This window comes from Variovorax sp. AC103 (genome assembly GCF_979254005.1).
Genome location: NZ_CEEDFC010000014.1, coordinates 144423 through 168801 on the forward strand (window position 1 = coordinate 144423; position 24379 = coordinate 168801).

Consider the following 24379-nt stretch of genomic DNA (forward strand, 5'->3'; position numbering starts at 1 on the left):
AAATCGACCGTATGAACGACCAACGCATCCCCTTCAACTGGCCGCACATGACCGGCAAGGAACTCTTCTATATCGCGGAGGCCCACTTCAATGGCCGACTTGCGGGAGACGGTCCGTTCACCAAGCGTTGCCACGCCTGGCTCGAAGAGCGCACCGGCTGCTCGAAGGCGCTGCTCACGCACTCGTGCACTGCGGCGTTGGAAATGGGCGCGTTGCTGCTGGACATCAAGCCCGGCGACGAAGTCATCATGCCGTCCTACACCTTCGTGTCGACGGCCAATGCTTTCGTGCTGCGCGGCGGGGTGCCGGTGTTCGTCGACATCCGCGAGGACACGCTGAACCTCGACGAGAAGCTCATCGAGTCGGCCATCACGCCGCGCACGAAGGCGATTGCACCGGTGCACTACGCGGGCGTCGCCTGCGAGATGGACGAGATCATGGCGATTGCCGCTCGGCACGACCTCAGGGTCGTCGAGGACGCGGCCCAGGGCGTCATGTCGACCTACAAGGGTCGCGCGCTAGGTTCCATCGGGCACTTTGGCGCCTACAGCTTCCACGAGACCAAGAACGTGATCGCGGGTGAGGGCGGTGCGCTGCTCGTGAACGATCCTGCGGCGGCGCTGCGGGCCGAGGTCATCCGTGAAAAGGGCACCGATCGCAGCCGGTTCTTCCGCGGTGAGGTCGACAAATACACGTGGCAGGAGGTGGGTTCGTCGTTTCTGCCAGGAGAACTGATCGCCGCATTTTTGTGGGCCCAGTTCGAAGAGGCTGACCGCGTCACGCAGGCGCGCCTGGCCGCATGGGACCGCTACAACACCATGCTCGAACTGCTGGAGCGCCGTGGCGTGCTTCGCCGGCCGATCGTGCCCAAGGATTGCGTCCACAACGGACACATGTATTACGTGCTGCTTGCAGACGGTTTCGACCGGCAGCGACTTCTCGACGAATTCAAGGCGAACGACATCAATTCGGTGTTCCACTACGTCCCATTGCACTCGTCGCCCGCCGGCCGGCGCTATGGGAGGACCCATGGCGACACATTGCGCGTTACCGATTCACAGTCGGAGCGGCTGGTCCGCCTTCCCCTGTGGGTGGGGCTGACCGAGCAGCAGCAGGACAGGGTGCTTGCCGTGCTGGAAGCCATGCTGAAGTGACTCTGCCCGCGGGGCGTCGCGGACAACTGTGGCGTAAATGCCCATTGCGGGATTTTTAGGCGTTTGCCATAAAAAGTCGGTTGAATCATTGCGGCACAATTACGCGGCACGTTTTCCATATAGAGAAATTTCCAATTACCCATGAAGAAAATCGCAGTTGTCACCGGTGTCACTGGTCAGGATGGTGCCTATTTGGCGCAGCTCCTGCTGAACAAGGGCTATGTCGTGCACGGCACGTTCCGCCGCACCAGCTCGGTCAACTTCTGGCGGATGGAAGAGTTGGGAATCCAGGATCACCCCGACCTGAAGCTGGTCGAGCATGACCTGACCGACCTGGGCAGCTCCCTGACCCTTATCAAGGAAGCCAAGCCGCACGAGGTGTACAACCTTGCCGCCCAGAGCTTTGTCGGCGTGAGCTTCAACCAGCCCGATGCCACGGCGCAGATCACCGGCATGGGCGCGCTGCACCTGCTGGAAGCCATTCGCTTGACCGACCGAAGCATTCGCTTCTATCAGGCCTCGACCTCCGAGATGTTCGGCAAGGTGCAGGCCATTCCGCAGGTCGAGGACACGCCGTTCTATCCGCGCAGCCCCTACGGCGTTGCCAAGCTGTTCGCGCACTGGATGACGATCAACTACCGCGAGAGCTACGACATCTTCGGCGCCAGCGGCATCCTGTTCAACCACGAAAGCCCGTTGCGCGGACGCGAGTTCGTCACGCGCAAGATCACCGACGCCGCCGCCAAGATCAGGCTCGGCAAGCTCGACGTGCTCGAGCTCGGCAACCTCGGTGCCAAGCGCGACTGGGGCTTTGCCCAAGAATACGTCGAAGGCATGTGGCGCATGCTGCAGGCTGATGTGGCCGACACCTTCATTCTTGCCACGAACCGTACCGAGACGGTGCGCCGCTTCGTCGACATGGCGTTCAAGGCCGCGGGCTACGAGCTGCGTTTCGAGGGTGAAGAGCACAACGAAGTCGGCATCGACATCGCCACCGGCAAGACATTGGTGCGCGTGAACCCCAAGTTCTACCGGCCCGCCGAAGTCGAACTGCTGATCGGCAATCCGGCGCGTGCCAAGGAAAAGCTCGGCTGGGAACCCAAGACCACGCTCGAGGAACTGTGCGCGATGATGGTCGAAGCGGACCTTCGCCGCAACAAGCTGGGTTACTCATTCTGACGGCTTAACCGCCGATCGTGCCTCGTCGAGTTTTTATCGGACGGAGCAGGCGCACCAAGACGCCCACAGTGGAGAAGATTTGATCAACGAACTCAAGCAGGCCGTCCGGCTTTCCAAGAAGGCGCTGCGCGTCCTCGGCATCAGTGCGCGGCACTCGGCGGCGGACGTCCGCGCGATCCAGGAGGGCCGCCTCTTCGATGCCGACTTCTATCTCAAGGAATATCCTGCGGTAGCGTCGAGTGGCAAGGATCCGCTCAAGCACTACCTGGTGCAGGGTTGGAAGGACGGCCTCGAGCCTTCCCCCAACTTTTCGGTGCGGGCCTACATGGCCGAGAACCCCGACCTGCGCAAGGTGAACCTGAATCCGCTCGTGCATTGGGTGCGCTTCGGTCGCCAGGAAGGCCGTGTGTTGCCCGGCGCGCCTCGTGCCGAGCCGCTCTGGTCAGATGACGAGGGGCGTCGCTTCCCGCTGCCCGACGACGTGGTGCAGTTCGAACTCATGGCCGGCAAGGCTTACTTCTCCGGCGCGGGTTTCGACTTCGCGCAGCGCGAGGCGGGCGACTCCGTGGAGGCCGCCGCCAGGGCAATGGCCGCCAAGACGCCTGCATTGCAGGTGACGACCACCGCGCCCAAGGTGTCGATCATCATTCCGGTCTATGGGCAAACGCACTTCGTGCTCAATTGCCTCGACTCGCTCGCCAAGCTGCGTTCGAAGCACTCGGTCGAAATCATCGTCGCCGACGACGCCTCGCCGGTGGCGTCGCGCGTGGACGTGCTGAAGGTCATTCCGTGGATCCGCTACGAGCGGCGCGCCGAGAACGGCGGGTTCCTCGAGTGCTGCAACTCTGCGGTGCAACTGGCGAACGGCGAGATCGTCATTCTCCTGAACAGCGACACCCGCGTGGTCGAAGGCTGGCTCGACGAACTGGTCGACGCCTTCACGCTGTTCCCCAAGGCCGGCATGGTCGGCTCCAAGCTCTTCAACGACGACGGCACCTTGCAGGAAGCGGGCGGCATTTTCTGGCGCGACGGTTCGGCCCACAACTACGGCCGCAACCAGGACCCGAACCTGCCGCAGTACTGCTTCGCGCGCCAGGCCGATTTCATTTCCGGCGCGTCCATCGCGTTGCGCAAGACGGTGTGGAACGAGCTCGGCGGCTTCGACCCCGAATACAAGCCTGCCTACTGCGAGGACGCCGACCTGGCGTTTCGCTTGCGCCGTGTCGGCTACGAGGTCTGGTTCGTGCCGACCTCGCGTGCCATTCACTACGAAGGCATCACCCACGGGCGCGACACCACCAAGGGCATCAAGGCCTACCAGGTGACGAATCTCGAGAAGTTCGCCAAGCGCTTCAGCGCCGAACTCAAGGCGCACCCGCAGCCGGGCACGAGTTCGATGCGCGCCGCCAGCTGGCGCGTGCGTCGCAACATCCTGGTGGTGGACGCGCTCACGCCGACCCCCGACCAGGACTCGGGCTCCATCGTGACCGATGAAGTGATGAGCGCCTACCGGGAGTGCGGCTTTGGCGAGAGCTTCTTCCCGCTGCATTCGCCGTACTGGTCGAAAAAGTACACCGGGGCATTGCAGCGCCGCGGTGTCTGCTGCTACTACAAGCCTTACGCCGAAGAAATGAACGCGCTGCTCGACATCGACAGCCAGTTCGACTACGCGCTGCTGTACCGCTACAACGTTGCGCATCCTGTCTATGCAATGCTGCGCAGGAAGGCGCCCAGCACGCGCATCCTTTTCGCCAACGTCGACCTGCATTTCCTGCGCGAGACGCGTGCCGCCGAGACCTCGAACACACCCGAGGCCCTGTTCTCCGCCAAGGTTACGAAGAAGCTGGAGCTCGAGATGTTCGCGCAGGCGGATGCTTCGTTCGTCCACACCGAGATCGAGCGCGACGTGATTCAGCAGTCGTTGCCGGCACCGCTGGGCAACATGGTCGTGCTGCCATGGATCGCCGACGTGTACCGCGACACGCCCGCCTTCGCCGGCCGCGCGGACATCATGTTCCTTGGCAACTTCCCGCACGCGCCGAACGTCGATTCGGTTCTCTACTTCGTCAAGTCGATCTGGCCTGAGTTGGAGAGGGAACTGCCTGCCGGCGCAAGGCTGCTGGTGGTGGGCAACAAGCCGCCGCCCGAAGTGCTGTCCCTGGCGTCGGACCGCATCGTGGTCACGGGCTTTGTGGAAGAACTGGCACCGTATTTCCAGACTTCGCGCGTGTTTGTGGCGCCGCTGCGCTACGGCGCTGGCATCAAGGGCAAGCTCGTCACCGCGTTGGCGCACGGTGTGCCCAGCGTGGCAACGGCCATCGCGGCGGAAGGCATCGCGCATCCGGGTGACGGCCATCTGGCCACGGCCGACGATCCCCGGCAGTTCGCGGCCGAGGTCTTGCGCTTGTACCGTGACGAAGCGGCCTGGAACGCGATGCGCGAAGCCGGTCTGTCTTACGTTGAGGAAAACTACTCGCGCAGCGCGACCTCGAAAATCTGCCTGCGCGCGATGGACGTGGCCGACGCAACCTGGTTGACCCGGCAGGAGCTCCAGTGCCGGCGTTCGCTCGAGCAGATCATGGCGCAGAACGGCGAATTCGAACGGGTGACGCCCATCTGAGGGCAGCTCATCCCCTTGCTCTCTCTACCGGCCCTACGGTGAGTCCCATGAACAACGACAGGTCCGATCAGGATCGCTCCGTGCCCCACGCAGAGACGGACGCAGACAAGTCCGGGTTTTCGCAAGGCGGAAACACCGCTGGGTTCGAAGTCCTGCTGGACGCAGCCAACCAGCGTGCGCAAGCCGCGCTCGAGCGCGAGCGTGCGATGCGCGCCTCGATGTCCTGGCGCGTCACGGCGCCGTTGCGCAAGGTGTCCACCGCCGTGCCGCAGCCCCTGCGCGCCAACCTGCGCCGCGTCGCCAAGGCCGCATGGTGGGCAATGACGCCATGGCGCATGCCTGCGCGGCTTCGCGCCATGCGCTTTCGCACGCCGAACGAGGTGGCGCTGCGCGGTACGCTGGACGCCTCCGATGCCTACGGCGTGTGGATTGCAACCCGCGAGCGCCGCTCGCCCGCTGTGCCCGATTATCCCGGCACGCGTGTGTCGTTTCTGCTTGCGGCGGGCGCCAGCTCGCAGGCTTTGCTGCAGACACTGAAATCGGTGCGCTCCCAGTCCGTCGGTCTTTGGGAAGTCTTGGTGGCGGTGTCGCCCGACGCGCCAGTCGCCGTTCTGTCGGTGCTCGACGGCGTAGCGAAGGACGCACGCATCGTGCGCGTGCCTGTGCCAGGCGGCGGGCGTGCGGATGGCTTGTCCGCGTGCCTTGCATCGGCCCGCGGCGAACTCGTTGCATTGCTGGACGCCGGCGACATGCTGGCCGCCGGGGCGCTGAACGAACTGGCGCACGCGCTTCGGCGTTTGCCCAGCAGTGACATTTTTTATGGCGATGAGGACCGGCTCTCGAGTGAAGGGTTGCGCCAGAGCCCTTACTTCAAGCCGGGGTGGTCGCCCGACCTGCTGTACGCCTTCAACTATTTCGGTCGCCTGACGCTGTTGCGGCGCGACCTGGTGGTCGGCGCGGGCGGTATCGACGCTGCCATGGGCGAAGGCGTGGAGTGGGATCTGAATCTTCGCGCAAGCGATCGGGCCGGCATCGTCACGCGCATTCCAAAGGTGTTGTGCCACCGCAGCGCGGACAGCGGGTCCGAGCGGCCCGCGCCGGGCTCCGAGGCGGCTGCCGACCATCGCAGGGCGTTGCAGGCGCACTGGGCGCGGGCGGGCATTGCGGCCAATGTCGAAACCCAACTTGACGGCACGCAGCGCGCCACCTGGGAGCTGGCGGCGCCGCCGCTGGTGTCGATTGTCATCCCCACCAAGGACAAGGCCGACCTGCTGCGGGTGTGTGTGCAAGGGCTACTGCAAGGCACCGACTACGTCAACAAGGAAATCATTCTTGTGGATACAGGGTCTTGCGAGGAAGCCACGCGTGCGTACTACGAAGAGCTGCGCGCCTGCCCCGAGGTGTCGATCGTTCATTTCAGCAGGAAATTCAACTACTCCGCGGCCTGCAATTTCGGTGCGGGCTTCGCGCGCGGCGACCTGCTGCTGTTTCTCAACAACGACACCGAGGTGATTGCGGCGGACTGGCTGCAGGAGCTGGTGCGGTTTGCGCAGCGCCCTGGCGTGGGCGTGGTCGGCACGCAGCTGCGCTATCCCGACGGCGAACTGCAGCACGGCGGCGTCGGGCTGGGAGTAACGTTCTGCGGGCTGATGTACCACGCCGATCACAGCGATGCGTGGGGCGTGTTCGGCTCGGCAGCGCATCCGCGCAACTGGATGGCCGTGATGGGGGCGTGCCAGATGGTGTCGCGCGAAGCCTTCGACCGGATCGGCGGCTTCGACGAGGCCTACCTGCTTGCCTTCAGCGACGTTGCGTTGTGCCTGCGGGCCTGGCGTGCGGGATATCGCACGGCCTATGCGCCGCACGCCCGCCTGGTGCATCACGAAGGCGCCACGCGGGGCGACATCAACCCCACGCCGGACCTGCAGCGCTTTGCCGATGACGTACGCCTGCTGGGCATCGACGAAGACCCTTATCTGCATCCGGAGCTGGACGGACACAGGCCGATTCCCACGCTGTGCGTGGGCGCTGCCCGCTCCCCGCGTGAAAGCCTCCAGGCCGACACGCGGGCGCTCGGCACGATGATGCTGCCCTCGTCGACCCTCGATCTCTCGGTGGAGCGCACCTGCCTCGAGGCCGCAGGCTTGCCGCGCGAAGACGTGCTGTGGATGCCGCAACCCGCGCACGGCGTGGTCGACGCGTGGTCGGCCGCGCGCTGGGTTCTGGACCTGCTGCGAACCTGTCCCGATGTCGCGCGGCGGTTTCCCACCGCGCTGTCGGATGGCCCCGGCGGCGCCTTTGGCCGCTGGATCGCGGGTGAAGGCGGCGCCGCGCTGGCGTTGCCTGAAAGCGCAAGGGAATGGGTGGCTCATTGCCTGGGCGCGGGCCTGGGCGCCCGCGCCCGGCAGGCCTACCTGTTCGACGAAGACATCAAGAACGCGCTGCCGCACGGCCTCTTGCCGATGGGGCAGCTTGCATTGTTCGGTTGGTTCATGCGCAACGGTCGCCATCTGGCGAATCTGAGACTCGAAGAGATCTGGTGGCTGTTTCGCGAGGCGTCCGAACAGCCGGTCGTCGAGCTGTTGCGCGCCTATGCCTTCTCGCCGGCCTGGCAGGCGCTCTACCCGGACGGGCTCACGGTCTTCGGCCGTCGCGCTTTCGCCGGATGGGTGGCGGCGACCTATCGCGTGAAGGAGGGCTGGATCGATCCCGCATGCTGGCCGGTGGATGCATCGCCCGCACGCCAGATCCGCGGTGCCTACTGGGCGCGTGAAGACTGGCGCCTTCTTCATCCTCATGCGCTGGACGACGCAAGCCGCGCTTCGGCGCTGATCGAGTGGTTGTCCACGCCCGCGGCGGCGCAGCCTGCAGAGGTCGTGGAATGGGTCGATGCGCTCGATGTCGCGCAGGTGGCGGCCGAACTGGTGGCGCCGGGCTTGAACGTGATCGGCCATTTCGCCTACCCCTCGGGCCTGCGGGTGTCGATCGAGGCATTGGTCGAAGGTGCGCAACGCGTGGGCGTGCAGACCTCGCTGCGCGACCTGAAGACCGACCGCAAGGACGACCCGCGGCATGCAGACTTCCAGGGTTTCGAGGACTTCGACACCACGCTGATCCACGTGCAGCCCGAGCCGTTCTTCGGCGAGGCCTACAGCCGCAGCGACCTCTTCGAGCGCTCGCCGCGCACCTACCGCATCGCCTACTGGTATTGGGAGTTCGACGTCATTCCGAATTCCTGGCTGCCGCATGTCGAAGAGATCGACGAGGTCTGGGCCGCCACCGAATTCGTGGCGCGTGGCCTGCGTGCCAAGATTTCGAAGCCGGTGCACGTGCTCTTCCCGGGCGTGAAGCTCGGCCCCTTCGAGCGGCGCCCACGTGCCTATTTCGGCCTCGAGGCGGCGCCGTACACGTTCCTGTTCACCTTCCACATGATGAGCGTCATGGAGCGGAAGAATCCGCTCGGCCTGATCCGCGCTTTCGCAAGCGCTTTCCGGCCTGGCGAGCCGGTGCAGCTCGTGCTCAAGACCTCGTTCGCGGAGCGACATCCGGAGCAGTTCCAGGCGCTCAAGGACGCGGCAGCCAAGGTCGGCAACGTGAAGATCATCAACGAGGTCTACAGCCCCGGCGACGTGCTGGCGTTGATGGACGCCTGCGACGCCTACGTGTCGCTGCATCGCAGCGAAGGCTTGGGCCTGACGATGGCGGAAGCCATGCTGATGGGCAAGCCGGTCATTGCCACCGACTTCTCGGGCAACGTCGACTTCATGGACGAAGGCAACAGCCTTCCGGTGCGCTACGAGATCGTCAAGCTCGGCAAGGCGATCCCGCCTTACGACGCGCACTTCGAATGGGCCGAGCCCTCCGAGGCGCATGCGGCCGAACTGATGCGGCGTGTGTTCGACAACCAGGCCTGGGCCGCGGAACTGGGGGGCCGGGCCAAGGCCAGCGCGCAGGCCGCGCTGTCGGTCGATGTGGCGGGCGAGAAGGTGGCACGGCGGCTCGCCGAGATTCAAGCGCTGCGGCGCAGCCTGCGCCGCTGACAGGCGCGCACCCTGTCAGGGGACCTCGACGATCCGTCCATGCTCGAGGTGGATCACCCGGTTGCACTCCTTGGCGATGAGTTCCGGCGAGTGCGAGGCCAGCACCAGGATGCCCGACTTGGACACCACGTCGCGCATGCGTTGCTCGGCCTTCTCCGTGAACTCGGCGTCGCCCACCGACAGCCACTCGTCCATGAGCAGGATGTCGGCTTCGACGCTCGTCGAGATCGAGAACGCCAGGCGCATCATCATGCCGGTCGAGTAGGTGCGCACCGGCATGTTGACGTACTCGCCCAGTCCGCTGAATTCGCAGATGTCGGGCGTGAGGCGGTCGAGATCCTTCTTGCTCATGCCCATCACGAGTCCGCGCAGCATGATGTTCTCGATGCCCGTCGCATCCATTTCGATGCCCAGCGATGGGTCGATCAGGCTGGCGACCGAGCCTTGCCGCGTGAACTCGCCCGACGACGGTTCGTACACGCCAGCCAGCGTGCGCAGCAATGTCGACTTGCCCGCGCCGTTGTGCCCGATCAGGCCGAGCCGGTCGCCGCTTTTCAGTTCGAGGTTGATGTCGCTGAGCGCCTGCACGACGGTCACGCCGGTTTCCTTGCCGAAGCGTCCGCCCGTCACGGAAGCCGCCAGCGTCTTCTTCAGCGAGGCCGCGCCCGCACCGTAGATCGGAAAGTTGACGGCGACGTTTTTGAGTGAAATGGATGCCATGGATCAGAGCCAGTAGACGACGCGGCGGCGGTACTTCGAGAACAGGAGGGTGGCGGCGACCAGGCACAGCGCGGTCCAGACCATGATGCCGATCCAGCTGTGCAGGTGAGCGACGCCGCCCATCAGCGGCGTGCGAAGCAGGTCCAGCATCTGCGCGAACGGATTCCACAGCACGTACTTGGCGCGGCCCGGCAGGCTTTCGGGCAGCCAGAACACGGGGGTCAGGAACATCAGCATCTGCATCACGCTGGTGACGATCTGCGTGACGTCGCGGTAGCGCGTGCATATCAGCCCCAGAAGGAGCCCCAGCGCATGCGCGTTGATGATGAGGATGAGGAAGGCGGGCACGATGAGCAGCACCGACCACGACAGCGAAATCCCGGCCCAGAGCGCCACCGGGATGTAGAGCACGATCTGGTGGCCGAACTGGATCAGGTTGCGCGCCAGGCTGCGCCAGACGAACAGGCTGATCGGGAAGTAGCCCTGCTTGAGGTAGTTGGACGACCCCACGAATGCGTTGCAGGCGTCGGTCACTACGCTGGAGAAGAACGCCCAGAAGATGATGCCCAGTGCCAGATGCGGAAAGAACCGGGACAGTTCGGTGCCGAACAGCGAACTGTAAAGCGGCCCCATGCCGGCGATCATCACGCCCATGCTCAGGGTGAGCCACAGGGGGCCGAGCATCGAGCGCCGGTAGCGCAGCACGATGTCGAACCATGCGAGGGTCAGCCAGATGTCGGTGCGGCGTGTGCCCTGCCACCAGTCGGCCAGGGCGCTTCGATGTAGATTGGAATGGACTTGGCTCATGTGCGCCCGTAGGTGTCTGCAAGGCGGACGATGTCGTCTTCGCCCAGATAGCCGCCGCACTGGACTTCGATGAGCACGAGCTCATCTTCGCCGGTGTTGGTGAGACGGTGTTTTTCTTTCAAGGGAATGTAGCGGTACTGCCCGGGGAAGGTTTCGTACTCGACCTCTCCGATCTGCACGAGGCCTTGACCCTGTACCACCACCCAATGCTCGGCACGTTCGTGGTGGTATTGCAGGGAGAGCGCCTCACCGGGCCTGACCGTGATGCGCTTGACCTTGTAGCCTTCTTCCTGCTTGAGCGAAGTGTACGTGCCCCAGGGGCGGTGAACCAGCGTGGGCTGATGAACCGTATCGTGCTTGCGGGCTTTGAGCGCGTTCACGACCTGCTTCACCTTTTGCGCGCTGTCCTTGTGCAGCACCAGCAGCGCGTCCGGCGTGTCGACGACGACCAGGTCGTGCACACCGACGACCGCCACCACCTTGGGCCCGAAGCTCTCGACCTGCACGTGCGTGCCCGTGGTGTCGAGCGCCACCACGTCGTCGGGCAGCGTGTTGCCGCTGGCGTCGGGAATCAGCGCGTTGGACACGGCGGGCCAGGAGCCCACGTCGCTCCAGCTGAACTTCGCCGGCACCACGTGAACGTTCGAGGCACGCTCCATCACGGCGTAGTCGATGCTGATGTCCGGCTGCAGGCCGAACGCGTGCAGCTCGAAATTGATGCAGTTGCCCGTGGCCTTGGAGGTTTCCAGCGCGGCCCTTGCCGCGCGGATGACTTCGGGCGCGTGTTCTTCGAGCGCAGCAATGATGGTGTCCGCCGTGAAGGCGAACATGCCGCTGTTCCAGTAGTAACGACCTGTTGCCAGATAGCTCTGGGCCGTTTCGAGATCGGGCTTCTCGACGAAGCGCTTGACGCCCTGGCTCTCGCGCGAGACATGCTCGACCTCGATGTAGCCGAACCCCGTGTCGGGACTGGTGGGGCTCACGCCGAACACCACGAGCTTGCCCTCCTGCGCCAGGCGGAAGGCTTCGCTGGCGCTGGCCACGAACGCGTGCACGTCCGGCACGAGATGGTCGGCGGAGAGAACCAGCATCACCGTGTCACCGCTGAACTGGCGCGCGCACTGAAGCGCGGCCAGCGCGATCGCCGGACCCGTGTTGCGGCCCTTGGGCTCGAGCAGGAAGGACGTGGCCGGCGGGTCCGACATCTGCTGGAGCACATCGCGCGTCAGGAACAGGTGGTCCTTGTTGGTCACGATCATCAGGTCGCCCGTGCCGCAGGCCTGGCCGCGTTCGATGGCTTGCTGGAGCAGCGTGGAGTCCCCGATCTTCATGAACGGCTTGGGAAACGCCTGACGCGACGCAGGCCAGAGCCTGGAGCCGGCGCCTCCCGAGAGCACCACTGAGAGCAACCTCATTGTTTTCCTTTTGCTTGTTGACCCGGCCAATTTTACGGGCAGCCCCTTCCGCGGGCGGCGCGGCACCCGGCGCTGGCGGCGACGGGGCTTGGCCCCTGGCCGTTGCGAAGATAATCCCCGGTCGGCGCCATCTCCCCGGCATGGCCGCTGTCTGTTTCTTTTCCCGCCCCAAAGTTTCGTTCCACCCGCCTTGCGGGTCTGCAATCCATGCATGCTCTCTACCGATTTCTTCTTGCACTGGCCGCCTTCGGGCGAGGCCCCGGACTGATGGGGCGCTTGCAGCGGGCCTGGCGCATGTTCAAGAAGTCGGGCTGGCCCGGCATCCGCTGGGAGATGGGACGGCGCATCGGCGGCTACAACAACTACACGACCTGGGTGCGTCGCTACGACACGCTGACCCCCGAGATTCGCGACCGCATCGTGCAGCGCGTGGCCGCCCTGAAAGAGCAGCCCCTGATCTCCGTCGTGATGCCCACGTACAACCCCAACCCAGGGTGGCTGCGCGAGGCCATCGAGTCGGTGCGCGCCCAGATCTACCCGAACTGGGAGCTCTGCATCGCCGACGACGCGTCGCCCTCGACCGAGGTGCGCGACGTCCTCAAGTCGTACAGCGAGAGCGACCCGCGCATCAAGGTCTTTTTCCGCCCGAAGAACGGGCACATTTCGGCCGCGTCCAACAGCGCGCTGGAGCTGGTGTCGGGCCCCTGGGTGGCGCTCATGGACCACGACGACCTGCTGCCCGCCGACGCGCTGTTCTGGGTGGCCGACTGCATCGCAGCGAACCCCGGCGTGCAGCTGATCTACTCGGACGAGGACAAGGCCGACGAAAGCGGCTTCCGCTTCGGCCCCTACTTCAAGCCCGACTGGAACGTCGATCTCTTTCGCTCGCAGAACATGTTCAGCCACCTGGGCGTGCTGTCGACCGAACTGATGCGTTCGGTCGGGGGCTTCCGCGTGGGCATGGAAGGCTCGCAGGACTGGGACCTGGTGCTGCGTTGCATGGAGCGCATCGATGCCGGGCAGATCCGCCACATTCCGCGCGTGCTGTACCACTGGCGCGTGCACAGCGAGAGCACGGCGCGCTCGATGAGCGCCAAGCCGTATGCGGCCCTCGCGGGCGAGCGGGCGCTGAACGAGCACTTCCAGCGCACCGGCGTGCGCGCCACGGCCGAGCACCTCGACTTCGGCTATCGCGTGCGTTACGCCTTGCCCGATGTCTTGCCGCTGGTTTCAGTGATCATTCCCACGCGCAATGCGCTGCAGCTCACGCGCCAGTGCGTCGAGTCGATTCTTTCGAAGACCACCTACTCGAACTACGAAATCATCATCGTCGACAACGGCTCCGACGACCCGGCCACGCTGGCCTGGTTCAAGCAGATTGCCGCTGAAAGGCCGAACGTGCGCGTGCTGCGCGACGATCGCGATTTCAACTATTCGGCGCTGAACAACGGCGCGGTTCCCTCGGCCAAGGGCGAGCTGCTGGCGCTGGTCAACAACGACATCGAGGTCATCACGCCGGACTGGCTGAGCGAGATGGTGAGCCTGGCCGTGCAGCCGGGCGTGGGCGCGGTGGGCGCGCGGCTGTGGTACCCCAACAAGACGCTGCAGCACGCCGGCGTGATCCTGGGCATTGGCGGCATCGCCGCGCACGCGCACCGCGGCATGCCGGTCGGCCGCGAAGGTTACGCAGGCCGTGCCGCGCTGATCCAGTCGTTCTCTGCCGTCACGGCGGCCTGCCTGGTGATCCAGAAGCAGCATTACCTGGCGGTGGGCGGGCTGGACGAGGTGAACCTGAGGGAGTCGTTCAACGACATCGATTTCTGCCTGCGCCTGCGCGAAGCCGGCCTGCGCAATGTCTGGACGCCGTACGCCGAACTCTTCCACTACGAGTCGGCGACGCGTTCGAAGAACATGTCCCCGAAACGGCAGGCGCAGTTCCAGGAAGAGTCCGCCTACATGCACAAGCGCTGGGGCGACCTCCTGCAGAACGACCCCGCCTACAGCCCCAACCTCATGCTGGCCCGCGAGGACTTCAGCTACGCCTGGCCGCCCCGCCTCGCGCCGGTCTGATGGCCCTGGACGTGTCCGTCGCGCTGTGCACCCGCAACGGCGCGCGCTACCTCCCCGAGCAGGTTCGCAGCATCTGCGCGCAGACGCCGCTGCCGCGGGAGATCGTGCTGTCCGACGACGGCTCCACCGACGGCACCGTTGCCGTGGTGCGTGACACCCTCGTGCAATGCGGCATGGCCGACCAGGTCGCGCTGCGCGTGTTCAGCAACGTGCCGCCGCTGGGCGTCACGCGCAATTTCGAGCAGGCCGTGAGCGCCTGCAGCCATGAACTCATCGCCCTGTGCGACCAGGACGACGTGTGGCACCCCGGCCGGCTCGCGCGCATGGTGGCGCAGTTCGAGGCGCGTCCCGACCTGCTGCTGCTGCACACCGATGCGCGCCTGGTAAACGCCGAACTGAAACCCCTGGGCTCCACGCTGTTCCATGCGCTGGAGGTGCAGCCCGCCGAGCTGGCGGCCATCGCCGGCGGCGAGGCCTTCGGCGTGCTGCTGCGGCGCAACCTCGCGACGGGCGCCACCACGGTGTTCCGCAAGACCTTGCTCGAGGCGGCGCTGCCGTTCGCGCCCGAGTGGGTGCACGACGAATGGCTGGCCGCGGTGGCGTCGGCCGTCGGGCGCATGGACGTGCTGCCTGAGCCGACCATCGACTACCGTCAGCACGCCAGCAACCAGATCGGCGCCCGGCGGCTCACGCTGTCCGAGAAGGTGGCCAAGGCCTTTGCCGAACGCGGCGACAAGCATGTGGCTCGCCTGCGCCGGGCCGAGGCCCTGCTGCAGCGCCTGCAGCGGCTCGGTGCGCGTGTGCCGGCCAGGTACCTGGACGCACAGCAAGCCAAGGTCGCGCACCAGCGGTTCAGGGCGCAGCTGCCGGCGGCGCGGCCCTTGCGCCTGCTGCCGATCCTGCTGGAGGCGGCGCGCGGCCGCTATGCGCGCTTCGGCCGCGGTGGGCATGCCATCGCGCAGGACCTGCTCGAGCGCGGCTGACTAGCGGCGCAGCTTCCAGTACCGCCAGAACGACCCCGACAGCCACACCTTCAGCAGGCTGGTGACGTGCCAGTACAGGTACTTCTTGCTCCGGTGGCTGTCGCGTTGCGCGTCGTGCCGGGCCACCAGGTCTTCGCCCACCTGCAGTTTCCAGCCCGCGAGCCGGGTGCGCGCGCAGATGTCGAAATCTTCTCCGTACATGAAAAAGCGCTCGTCGAAGCCGCCGACCTGCCGGTAGGCCTCGCTGCGAAACAGCATGAACAGCCCCGGAATCCACGCCGGCACCCTCGGCCGCACGTAGCCGGGCTTCTTGCGCCCGACGATCTCGCAGGGTGTGAGCAGCGCCCGGTGCGGCTCCGGCCCGGCCTTGCCCGGCTCCAGGATGCGCGGCGTCAGCAGCCCGGCGTCGGCCGCGGCCTGGGCGAGCAGGGGCGTCAGCACGTCGCTGTCGAGGCGGATGTCGGGGTTGAGCACCAGGAACCACGGGCTGCTGCAGCGCGCGAAGGCCTGGTTGTGGTTGGCGCCGAAGCCCTTGGGGCTTGCGTTCGTGATGCGCGCCACCTCGAAACCCCAGCTCCGCCCCGCGAGCAGGTCAGGCTCCGGAATGTTCTGCGTGAGCACGACCTTGGCGATCGCGGCGCGGCAATGCCGCTCCAGTTGATCGAGCAGCGGCAGCACCAGCGCAAGCTGGCCGTGGCTGACGATTGAAATGGTGATCGGGGGAAACGGCGTGGGGAAGGGGGAGGGGGGCGTGGGCATGGTCTAATTTCGCTCGGGAATTCTAGGGTTCCCCAACCCCCACACATGATTGCTCTGATCGTCATCAGTTTCTTCGTCGCCGCCTTCTCGGTCCAGGTGTTCATGCGCCGCGCGCGCAGGCATGCCCGCATCTACGGCGCCGACATGCCCCAACGCTTCCACAAGGGCCATGTGCCGCGCCTGGGCGGTGCGGGCATCCTGCTGGGCATGGGCGTGGCCTGGCTGGCGGCCGGCATCACCGGCACCGACCCGTTCAACGTGTCGTGGCCCGCGAAGACCTCGATGCTCACGCTGCTGTGCATCCTGCCCGCCGTGCTGGGCGGCATCGTCGAAGACGTCACCCAGAAGGTCAAGGTGCGCTACCGGCTCGGGCTGACCATCGGCTCGGCGCTGCTGGTGTGCTGGCTGCTGGGGCTGGGCGTGGCGCGCACCGGCTTCGAGATCGTCGACGGCTGGCTGGTGATGATTCCCTTCGCCACCGTGCTGTTCGCGGTGCTCGCCATCGGCGGCCTGCCGCACGCCTTCAACATCATCGACGGCTACAACGGCCTGGCGGGCACGGTCGCCGTGCTGGTGTGCCTGGCCATCTCGCACGTGGCGCTGCAGGTGGGCGACCGGCAACTGGCGGCCATGATGGTCTGCCTGGTCGGCGCCACCATGGGTTTCCTGGTGTGGAACTACCCGCGCGGCAAGATCTTCGCGGGCGACGGCGGCGCCTACGTCTGGGGCATGGTGATTGCCGTGGCCGTGGTCATGCTGGTGCAGCGCCACCGCGTGGTCTCGCCCTGGTTCCCGATGCTGTTGCTGATCTACCCGGTGTGGGAGACGCTGTTTTCCATCTATCGCAAGCTGGCGCGCGGCCAGTCGCCCGGCACGGCCGACGCGCTGCATTTCCACCAGCTGATCTTCCGGCGCATCGTGCGCGTGGCGCTGGCCGATGACGAGGCCCGCCAGCTGCTGGCCCGCAACAACCGCACCTCGCCCTACCTGTGGATGTTCGCCGCCATGTCGGTGGTGCCGGCCGTGCTGTTCTGGAACAACACGCTCGTGCTGATGTTCTTCTGCCTGCTGTTTGTCACGACCTATGTGGGTGCGTACCTCATGATCGTGCGCTTCAAGGTGCCCCGCTGGCTGCGCCCGTGACAGCCTCCGCCTTGCGAGAATTCCCCCTCATCGTCCAACGCTTCGGAGCCTGACCGCCCATGACCGACCCCGTCCTCAACATTCCCCCGCGCGACAAGGCCGAGATCCTGGCCCAGGCGCTGCCGTACATCCGCAAGTTCCACGGCAAGACCATCGTCATCAAGTACGGCGGCAATGCCATGACCGACCCCGCGCTGCAGGCCGACTTTGCCGAAGACGTGGTGCTGCTCAAGCTGGTCGGCATGAACCCGGTGGTGGTGCACGGCGGCGGGCCGCAGATCGAGGCCGCGCTGAACAAGCTGGGCAAGAAGGGCAGCTTCGTGCAGGGCATGCGCGTGACCGATGCCGAGACCATGGAAGTCGTCGAATGGGTGCTGGCCGGCGAGGTGCAGCAGGACATCGTGGGCCTGATCAACCAGGCCGGCGGCAAGGCCGTGGGCCTCACGGGGCGCGACGGCGGCCTGATTCGCGCGCAGAAGCTCAAGCTGGCCGACCGCACCGACCCCGCCGTGTTCCACGACGTGGGCCAGGTCGGCGACATCGTCTCCATCGACCCCAGCGTGGTGAAGGCGCTGCAGGACGACGCGTTCATTCCCGTGGTCAGCCCGATCGGCTTCGGCGAGGACAACGAGAGCTACAACATCAACGCCGACGTCGTGGCCGGCAAGCTGGCCATCGTGCTCAAGGCCGAGAAGCTCATGCTGCTGACCAACACGCCCGGCGTGCTCGACAAGAACGGCAAGCTGCTTACCAACCTGAGCGCGCGCGAAATCGACGACCTGTTCGCCGACGGCACCATCTCGGGCGGCATGCTGCCCAAGATCGAGGGCGCCCTGGACGCGGCCAAGAGCGGCGTGAATGCGGTGCACATCATCGACGGCCGCGTGCCGCACGCGATGCTGCTCGAGATCCTGACCGACCAGGCCTACGGGACGATGATCCGGGCCCGCTGAGCCCCAGGTCGCGTGCAAGAAACGCAGAGGGCGCGCGCTCACTGCGCTGTGCGAGAATCAATTGATTACATCTTTGCACGCGCTCCCATGCAGAACGAAGAGACGACCAGTGCTCCCGGCGTAGAGACCCCTGCAGACCCGCCCACCCCCCCGGCGCGCAAGCGCCCGAAACCGGGTGAGCGGCGCGTGCAGATCCTGCAGGCGCTGGCCGCCATGCTCGAGCAGCCCGGCGCCGAGCGGGTCACCACCGCGGCGCTGGCCGCGCGGCTCGAGGTGAGCGAGGCGGCGCTGTACCGCCACTTCGCCAGCAAGGCCCAGATGTTCGAGGGGCTCATCGATTTCATCGAGCAGAGCGTCTTCACCCTGGTCAACCAGATCCTCGAGCGCGAGGGTGCCACCGGCGCCCAGCAGGCCGGCCGCATTCTCACGCTGCTGGTCCAGTTCGCCGAGCGCAACCCCGGCATGACCCGCGTCATGGTGGGCGATGCGCTGGTCTACGAGAACGAACGCCTGCAGCAGCGCATGAACCAGTTCTTCGACAAGATCGAAGCCACCTTGCGCCAGGTGCTGCGCGGCGCGGCCGCCGCCGAAGGCTCGGCCACGCCCAGCGTCGATGCGCAGGTCCGCGCGGCGGCGCTCACCGCCTTCGTGGTGGGGCAACTGCAGCGCTTTGCGCGTTCGGGCTTCCGGCGCGCGCCGTCCGAACACCTCGAGGCGACGATCGCGCTGATCGTTTGAGGCCTATCGCAGGGCACGGCCGGCCTGCTTCGAGCCGACGGGCAGTTGGGCCCTTGGTGACATGGCTCACCGCGCGAGCGCAGAGGGCGACGACGCGCCTTTTTTCCGTATCGAAGCTGCGCGCAACGACTTAGACTGCGCGGTTCCCAACATAAAAACATTGGAGCGAGGGACATGAGCATCGTGAAAAGGGCTTTGCGCAAATTGCGCCTGGCCGCATCGAGTTGGCGCACGCGACCCGGGTCGCCAACGCCGTCGGCAACGCAGCCACATTCCGCAACGTCCGCATCGGTCGTGGAGCCGCCAGCCATGGCCGAGCCCGTCGATGAAGGCCCCGTGTTTTCAGGGGTCTGCCCTGTCTGCGGCATGCACAGCCGGTTTGCCGGGTTCACAGACAACCCGCGCGAATCGGGCCGGTGCTCGAATTGCCAGTCGTTCAACCGCCAGCGGCAGATGGCCTATCTGATTCGCCAGCAGTTCGGCTTGCCGAACGACGGCGGCTGGCACTTTCCCCCCGGCTTCGTCACCTACAACACCGAGACCACGGGCGCGCTGCACCTGCAGCTGGCCGAACTGCCCGGCTATGTGTGCTCGGAGTACTTCGGCGACGAGTACACCTCCGGACAGATGGTCGACGGGCGTCGCCATGAAGACCTTCAGGCGCTGTCCTTCGCCGACGGCTCGCTCGACCTCGTGATGTCGAGCGACGTGATGGAGCACATGCCCGAGCCCTATGCCGCGCATGCGGAAATCTTTCGCGTGCTCAAGCCCGGCGGGCGACACATCTTCACGGTCCCCTACAGCCCGCTGCTGGCCGAGGACCAGGTGCGCGCAAAGATCGTCGACGGCGAAATCGTCTATCTCGAAGAGAAGGCCTTCCACGGCGACCCGGTGCGGCCCGACGAAGGCGTGCTGGTGTGGACGATCTTCGGCCTGAGCATGCTCGACCGCCTGCGAGCGCTCGGCTTCGAGGCCACGCAGTGGGACCTGGACCAGCCGACGCACGGCATCATCGGCCCCGGTACGGTGATCTTCGAGGCCAGGAAGCCTTACACGCGGGCGTGATCAGGCACGTGCGTCGCGTGGGCATTCCCAAGCCGGCGCCGGGACACGGGAGTTGGGAATTCACTCCGCAGTGGACAGGTCGATTTAACAGGGTCGGCTGCAGGTGCTGAAGCCGCGCATCGATCCGACCTTCGGCGAGCATAGCTACGACTTCAGCCGGGGCGCAGCGCGTATCAAGCGGTTCGATCAGCCAAGCAGTGTTTGGGGCAAGGGCGACGCGTGGTGGTTGACCTTGATCGATAGATATTTCTTCGACCGAATTAACCGCGACATCCTGATGAATCGGCTAACCAAGCGAAGCCGTCTGGCTGGGGCGGTTTATCGTTCGGCCTGCGGTCTTGTCAGGCGCTGCATCGATACGACGATGGTGCGATCAATCCGGCGGGTGGCGTGGAGATCTCCTCGAGCTGCCCAGCAAAGTGCTCACGGCAGTAGGCCTCCAGCAGCTTGATCTGAATGCTGGTGGCAAATATGGGCACGCCTTCCGGACTGCGCAAGCGAACAATCATGTCGCGCCCGGCAAGGCTCTCTGATCGCGAGACCGCAAAAGGTGCCAACGTCGACACGCCCAGCCCGTACAGCCTGTATGCCATTGCGCGCTCGGAAATTCCGAGCACCGGGTAGACCGCTTCGAACGGGAAGCTGGAGGCCCACAGGACGACTGGTTGGCCGTCTACGCCGCTGACCTGTTTGCGAACTTGTGCATCGGCGCTCCTGAGCGCTCTTGATTCAGTAACGACGTTGACCATGTTGACTACAGCTGCGATGCCGAGCACGCTGGCGAACAGGGCGTTGTATCGTTGGCGCCAACGGAATTCTGGCAACGGCGCGACGATGAGCAAGGCGAGCACGGGAACGTAAACGCGAAGAACGCCAGGTCGGCCAAGATATCCCATCGCGGCGATGCCGGTGAGAAAAATCGCCCAAGCACATAGTGTTGAGCGTCTGGCGCCAGTCGCGGAAACCCCAAGCGCGACCAAGGTGAGCAGCCAGATGGATGGCTGACCTAAAGCTTTAATGCCAAGCACTGCATTGATGAACTTGTGCTCTTGTATCGGGCTTCCGCCTGCTTCCAAGATCATCGCTTGAAGTGCTGGAGGATTCGCCACTTTCGGATCGACGAAGAACCAACCTTCGATCAACGTGACGTCATTCAGGCTGAAGCCGTGCTTGGACAGCACGTCGGGACGCGCTCTGACGGGCTCAGCGGCGCCGAAATCCGTCATCAGCGCACGGACGGGATTGAGGGCGTTGAAATCGCGCCATTCTGGTGTTCGGTAGGCCTGGTAGTCGACAACGGCACTTGCAACGACGGCGCAAGCCAGAGCGCCAGCCCCCATCAGCGCCCGTCGGTCCCTGAGAAATTGGCCGACTGGAAGGAAGGGCAAGCCCGCTGCGCAGACAAACAAAAACTCTTGCGAGCGGATGAGGTAGCTGGCAAAGGCGAGCAGGCAGGCGGCGGCCAAGAGACTGGCCTTTCCGTCTCTGGCATACACGCGCAAGAGCATGATGGACGCGACCATGAGCAAGCCAGCGTTCACCGTGAACTGCGGAAATAGGATTGGTCCTGTGAAGACGAAAACGACCACTGCGGCGCAAACCGCAACGCTAGCTCGTAATCGCAGCAACGCGAAGCCGATCGCCGAACCTGAAACCAGCAGCGCTGCCATCGTAGCAAGTGAATAGCCCGGTGTGCCGTTCAGTGTCGGTAAGCTGCGGACGAAGTAGCCCCACAGCAGGTTTGAGAACATAAGGTTGGGCGGTGAGCCACCAGAGACGACGCCGTAGCCGTGCGCCACCATGGACATGAATGCGTCGTCGTTCGTCTGCCACCGTGGGGCGGCGAGCCAGCACAACAGGATGAGCGTTGTCCCGGCTGTGAGCAGCGCGATCGCAAGATCCTTCCAGCTCGAATCGTCGCTGTCATTCCGAGCTGAACTAGCCATGAACAATTCCCGCAGTGATGTAGTCAAAAAACGAATGGCATGGGTCGACGCCATGCAGCGCGTGCATCGAGGGGCGGTTGCGAGCAATCCGCCGAGGTTGAGCGCGGGGGGATGGTAACCGTCCAAACGCGCCAAGCGCCGGGTCTGCCCGAAGCCGAGGTGCGGCGAAGCCTTCCATGGAGGGATGGTTAGGTCCGGTCGACCACGGGCTGCCGCTTGCAGGTCATCTGCCGTGGCAACGTCTTGCTACTGCTAATCAATCACCCTCAGCGTTCACGCTGGAGGCTGATTTGGGCCACCGCGGGCCGCGCACAATACGTGTATGAAAGCCGCTCCAGACGTCCGACTGCACTTCCTCGATGGCCTGCGCGGATGGGGTGCGGTTGTAGTGGTGCTATACCACGTGTTTCTCGACGGATTTTCGATCAACCAAACTGTCAGCGACACCCTTCGACCAATATTCCTGTTCAATGGCGTGCTTGCGGTGTGGGTGTTCTTTCTGGTCTCCGGCTTCTCGCTCTCCATCGCGTTCTTACGGCGGCCTGACTATGCCGGGCTGACCAATATTGCCCTCGGACGGTACTTCCGCCTAGCACTCCCCGTACTCTGCGTGACGCTCGTGCTTTACGCCTTTTTCGCGGTCGGTTTGGTTCTACCTGCCGAAAAGCGGCTACCCGCCTTTCAGACTTTCCTGCCAGTTGCCCCAAGCCTGTGGCAGGTCTTCAGATCCTCGTTGTTCGACACGTTCTTCGACTACAGCTTCTCAACTACGCTGATTGCGCCTCTGTGGACCATGCGATTTGAGCTCTGGGGGTCGTGTCTTGTCCTAGGCGTACTTTTTGTCGCTGGGCGGCTGGAGCGCCGCTTCCTCGTCTACAGCGCAGTCGGGGTCGTATCGTACTTTGTCCACCCGATATACACGGCATTCATCGTTGGCCTCGTGTTTGCAGAGATCTACGTCTCGGATTCGTGGAAGCGCAGCAAGGGCAACTGGTCGTCGGCCACGTTTCTACTGTTCATCCCAGGTGTGTATGGCGCCAGCCTGTTACACAAGGCTGGCGAGGAACCTTGGGGCGCAAGCCTTACGGTCGCGATCCTGCTCACCATACCTTGCATCTTCAACCCGCCCACTGCACGGCTTCTTTCCGGCCCCATTAGCCGCTTTCTCGGGCGAATATCCTTCCCGCTGTATCTGATCCACGGGCCGCTGATGCTCGCCTACGGCAACAACGCCTACCGCTGGATTGATGAGCCGACGGATGTGCAGAAGATGTTGCTGAACCTGTCGACGGTTGCGGTGAGCATCGCGTGTGCGACATTGCTTGCCCCGACAGATCGCTGGGGCATCGCGGCAGCGAAACGTTTCAGCGCATATCTGATGGGGTCAAGTGGGACGCCAAGCCAAGCAAAGAACGATGCCCGTACTACCCCGCGGTGAAGCATCTTTCCCACTCAATGTCCGACCCGTCTCGTCCGTGTTTGTGCTGGGAGATTTTCTGCTTTTTGGCTGCCGTCACAATGCGGTGCAAGTTGCAAGAAGGAGAAGACATTGAAAAATGTAGCCGCAGACACCTCAGTCCACGCAATGGGGGGGATGCATCGCCGATGGGCGGTAGTGTGCTGGGCCGCAGTGATTGCTGCTGTGTTGTTCTCGATGCCCATGATCCCTTACCTGCAGCAGCCGGCAGACCTGTGGAATCACATCCAGTATGCGAAGTCGATCCACCAGTGGTCCGACGTTGTCTCGCCGCACTTTCTGTTCCAACTGCTGATAATCGCGATCGCCAAGGCGAGCAGCCTTTCTTATGAGGCCGCGGCCATCGTTCTGATGTCGCTGTGCTATGCAGGTATGGCAGGGATGATCGGAGCCCAGATCCGTCGGTCTTCACCGAGGGGGAGCCCGATGGGCGCACTGAGCATCGCAGTCTTGGTACTGCTGGTCTCTCACATCTTCGTGCAGACCGCGCTCGCGCTGAACTTCTACTATGGCTACATCGCGCCAACCGTCTACCACAACCCTACTCAGGTGCTCTCGAAGGCACTCTCGATAGCGGTTCTGTTCGCCTACTTTAGGGTTGTCTTCGAAGGACAGAAGGGCGCAGTTTGGGTGGTGATACTGCCCGTCGGCGTGATCCTTTCCGCTATCGCGAAGCCATCATTCCTGATCGCGTTCTTGCCGTGCGTGTGCGCTGTAGAGTTTTATCGTGCGTTGTCCGGCTCCTGGAAAGCGGCTCTGCGAAACCTCACGTTGGTCGCAATACCAGCGTGCATAGTGTTGGCGCTTCAGTACCGAATGACCTTCAACGGCAGCCCCGGGGGGGGAGGGCTCGGATTCGCACCGTTCGTAGTCTATGGCGGGGCGGCGGACTTGCTCAAAAAGCTTCCGGGCTCGCTTCTTTTTCCAGTTGTGGCCGCCGTGGTCATCTGGCGCCAGCGCGCGGGTGCCAACCGGCTGCTGTTCGCATGGTTCCTCTACGCTGTTGGGATGACGATCAGCATTTGCGTCGTTGAGTCTGGCGGGCGCATGATGCAAGGAAATTTCGCGTGGACTGGGCAGACCGTGACGTTCTTGCTATATGTCGAAAGCGCGATCGCAGTTGCGGCTGTGGCTTGGCGTAGAGCTTGGCCGGCATGGGCGGCATTTGGGCTCCACGTGATCTTTGGGGCCATCTGGTATTCGGCAGCCTTGCTCATGCCGATAGGCACATTTTTGTAGTCCGTGGAGTTAGTCCCGATTCACCCCTAATCAGGGGGCACCCCGGAACCCTCAGTAGCTCAGCGCGTCGG

Annotated in this window: 17 protein-coding genes; 12 read left to right on the plus strand and 5 right to left on the minus strand. The window is 64.5% G+C overall.

What is annotated here, in order from left to right; translation table 11 throughout:
• The first annotated feature begins 11 nt into the window (after positions 1-11).
• The 4 genes from rffA to AC0IYU_RS20870 all read left to right on the plus strand — a co-directional run bounded on the left by rffA (position 12) and on the right by AC0IYU_RS20870 (position 8993).
• On the plus strand, positions 12-1154 hold the full coding sequence (gene rffA, locus AC0IYU_RS20855; RefSeq protein WP_472120629.1) for a dTDP-4-amino-4,6-dideoxygalactose transaminase: 1143 nt from the start codon (positions 12-14) through the stop codon (positions 1152-1154).
• Positions 1155-1295: 141 nt separating this feature from the next.
• The gene (gene gmd, locus AC0IYU_RS20860) at positions 1296-2333 is read left to right on the plus strand and encodes a GDP-mannose 4,6-dehydratase (protein ID WP_472120631.1); all 1038 of its coding nucleotides are present in this window, start codon (positions 1296-1298) and stop codon (positions 2331-2333) included.
• A gap of 79 nt (positions 2334-2412) precedes the next feature.
• The gene (locus tag AC0IYU_RS20865; RefSeq protein ID WP_472120633.1) at positions 2413-4953 is read left to right on the plus strand and encodes a glycosyltransferase; all 2541 of its coding nucleotides are present in this window, start codon (positions 2413-2415) and stop codon (positions 4951-4953) included.
• An 80-nt stretch (positions 4954-5033) separates the two neighbouring features.
• The gene (locus AC0IYU_RS20870; RefSeq protein WP_472120634.1) at positions 5034-8993 is read left to right on the plus strand and encodes a glycosyltransferase; all 3960 of its coding nucleotides are present in this window, start codon (positions 5034-5036) and stop codon (positions 8991-8993) included.
• Between the two features lie 15 nt (positions 8994-9008).
• On the opposite strand, the gene AC0IYU_RS20875 is transcribed toward AC0IYU_RS20870, so the two are convergent.
• The 3 genes from AC0IYU_RS20875 to AC0IYU_RS20885 are packed head-to-tail and all read right to left on the minus strand — an operon-like array spanning position 9009 to position 11935.
• Positions 9009-9713, minus strand: coding sequence for an ABC transporter ATP-binding protein (locus AC0IYU_RS20875; RefSeq protein WP_472120636.1), 705 nt, complete (start codon positions 9711-9713; stop codon positions 9009-9011).
• Positions 9714-9716: 3 nt separating this feature from the next.
• Complete coding sequence (locus tag AC0IYU_RS20880; RefSeq protein ID WP_472120638.1) at positions 9717-10520, minus strand: ABC transporter permease; 804 nt, start codon at positions 10518-10520, stop codon at positions 9717-9719.
• A complete protein-coding gene (locus tag AC0IYU_RS20885) occupies positions 10517-11935 on the minus strand; it encodes a mannose-1-phosphate guanylyltransferase/mannose-6-phosphate isomerase (RefSeq protein WP_472120640.1) in 1419 nt (472 codons plus the stop codon). The genes AC0IYU_RS20880 and AC0IYU_RS20885 overlap by 4 nt, the downstream gene beginning before the upstream one ends.
• A 207-nt stretch (positions 11936-12142) precedes the next feature.
• Here AC0IYU_RS20885 and AC0IYU_RS20890 point away from each other — a divergent pair, with 207 nt between their 5' ends.
• Together AC0IYU_RS20890 and AC0IYU_RS20895 are read left to right on the plus strand one after the other, a co-directional pair.
• Positions 12143-14005, plus strand: coding sequence for a glycosyltransferase family 2 protein (locus AC0IYU_RS20890; RefSeq protein WP_472120642.1), 1863 nt, complete (start codon positions 12143-12145; stop codon positions 14003-14005).
• Positions 14005-14988 carry a glycosyltransferase family 2 protein gene (locus tag AC0IYU_RS20895; protein WP_472120644.1) on the plus strand — a complete coding sequence of 328 codons (984 nt, stop codon included), beginning with the start codon at positions 14005-14007 and terminating at the stop codon, positions 14986-14988. Before AC0IYU_RS20890 ends, AC0IYU_RS20895 begins: the two co-directional genes overlap by 1 nt.
• On the opposite strand, the gene AC0IYU_RS20900 is transcribed toward AC0IYU_RS20895, so the two are convergent.
• Positions 14989-15747 (minus strand): glycosyltransferase family 2 protein, encoded by a 759-nt coding sequence (locus AC0IYU_RS20900; protein WP_472120646.1) that lies wholly within the window; start codon positions 15745-15747, stop codon positions 14989-14991.
• A gap of 45 nt (positions 15748-15792) precedes the next feature.
• Here AC0IYU_RS20900 and AC0IYU_RS20905 point away from each other — a divergent pair, with 45 nt between their 5' ends.
• The 4 genes from AC0IYU_RS20905 (at position 15793) to AC0IYU_RS20920 (ending at position 19646) form a co-directional block, all read left to right on the plus strand.
• Positions 15793-16890, plus strand: coding sequence for a glycosyltransferase family 4 protein (locus AC0IYU_RS20905; protein ID WP_472120647.1), 1098 nt, complete (start codon positions 15793-15795; stop codon positions 16888-16890).
• Between the two features lie 59 nt (positions 16891-16949).
• Complete coding sequence (argB, locus tag AC0IYU_RS20910; RefSeq protein WP_472120648.1) at positions 16950-17843, plus strand: acetylglutamate kinase; 894 nt, start codon at positions 16950-16952, stop codon at positions 17841-17843.
• A gap of 87 nt (positions 17844-17930) precedes the next feature.
• A complete protein-coding gene (gene slmA / locus AC0IYU_RS20915; protein WP_435437917.1) occupies positions 17931-18581 on the plus strand; it encodes a nucleoid occlusion factor SlmA in 651 nt (216 codons plus the stop codon).
• 453 nt (positions 18582-19034) lie between these two features.
• Entirely contained in the window at positions 19035-19646 is a 612-nt protein-coding gene (locus AC0IYU_RS20920; protein ID WP_472120650.1) for a class I SAM-dependent methyltransferase, read from the plus strand.
• Between the two features lie 341 nt (positions 19647-19987).
• On the opposite strand, the gene AC0IYU_RS20925 is transcribed toward AC0IYU_RS20920, so the two are convergent.
• Complete coding sequence (locus AC0IYU_RS20925) at positions 19988-21646, minus strand: hypothetical protein (RefSeq protein ID WP_472120652.1); 1659 nt, start codon at positions 21644-21646, stop codon at positions 19988-19990.
• Positions 21647-21914: 268 nt separating this feature from the next.
• Here AC0IYU_RS20925 and AC0IYU_RS20930 point away from each other — a divergent pair, with 268 nt between their 5' ends.
• Both AC0IYU_RS20930 and AC0IYU_RS20935 read left to right on the plus strand, forming a co-directional pair.
• Positions 21915-23030: an acyltransferase family protein gene (locus tag AC0IYU_RS20930; protein WP_472120653.1), complete on the plus strand. Its 1116-nt coding sequence runs from the start codon at positions 21915-21917 to the stop codon at positions 23028-23030.
• A gap of 222 nt (positions 23031-23252) precedes the next feature.
• The gene (locus tag AC0IYU_RS20935; protein WP_472120655.1) at positions 23253-24308 is read left to right on the plus strand and encodes a hypothetical protein; all 1056 of its coding nucleotides are present in this window, start codon (positions 23253-23255) and stop codon (positions 24306-24308) included.
• Positions 24309-24379: the final 71 nt, after the last annotated feature.